This window comes from Agrobacterium rubi TR3 = NBRC 13261 (genome assembly GCF_000739935.1).
GTDB classification, from domain to species: domain Bacteria; phylum Pseudomonadota; class Alphaproteobacteria; order Rhizobiales; family Rhizobiaceae; genus Agrobacterium; species Agrobacterium rubi.
The window spans coordinates 1-970 of sequence record NZ_BBJU01000050.1 but is presented as its reverse complement, the minus strand read 5'-3'; the positions used below and the strand labels follow the sequence as shown (position 1 = coordinate 970).

The following is a 970-nucleotide window of genomic DNA, read 5'->3' as shown; positions in this document are numbered from 1 at the left end:
ACAATCCTGTTTCATAACACCCATCTTTCTATGTTGTTGAAGTAAATAGGTTTCCTTGATTTTTTGGCGATCCCGCGGGGTATCTGGGGTTCTGTCGCGCGCGGTCGACGAGCTGTTTTGCTGCCGGGAGTTCAAGCTTTGAGCGACTGAAGATCCATGGGCCGGCCGGCAAGGGATGCAGGCCCTCGATCTCACCTGCTTCAGATGCGATTCGCAATGTTTTTGGCGTAACGCCAAGTAGCTTCGCCGCCTTTCCCAGATTGAGCCAAGGCTCTATTCCGTCTGACTGCGGCCGGTAGACCGGGATCTTGCGGTACGACCGGAGTGCTGTGACGCGTTCCCTTGTCCAGCGATTGCCATTGCCGGTGGTCAATCCATTGCGATTGAGTATGCCAGCAATCAGGTCATCATTGGCAATGAGTACGAGCTTCCTTACTGCCTCAATGAGGTCGTCGGGCGTAGCGTTTCTTTGGCCACGACGCCGCTTCGGCAGTCGCAGTTCGGTGTGAACTCCACCAGCCCAATGGATGACAAGGACGATCTCGGAAGCCACATCGTCGAGATCGGCGATCACTTCATGAATGACCGTGCGCACGATCCGTTTTTTTAGCCTGGCATCGGTTGCCGGCGCCGACCAGACGGCGCGAAGGTCCCCGGCAAGAGCGGCGATATCCAACGTCGAATATGACGACACTTGCGGTATCTCAGCTTTGTGGCTTGCAATTTTATTCTCGATCTCGCCAACGCGAGTGAGAGCCTTGTTCCAGCGCGCCTCAAGCTCCGATGCCACCAGCCGGTTCTCGGGATCAGCAGCGTCATATTGCCGGAATGCTCGATCGGCCGCAAAGCTCGCCGCATCGAGATCTCGCTGAAGGGCGTCTTGAACTTGATCACGACGGTTAGCTATGTTGCGTTCTGCTTCAGCGCTAGCAGCAATGGCTCCCGGTTCAACGACGCCAAGCAGCATCTT

1 pseudogene is annotated in these 970 nt (G+C 56.0%); it reads right to left on the bottom strand.

The features are described 5' to 3' along the window. Positions 1-28: 28 nt before the first annotated feature. A pseudogene (locus RRU01S_RS24880) lies at positions 29-970 on the bottom strand (recombinase family protein); the annotation flags it as partial.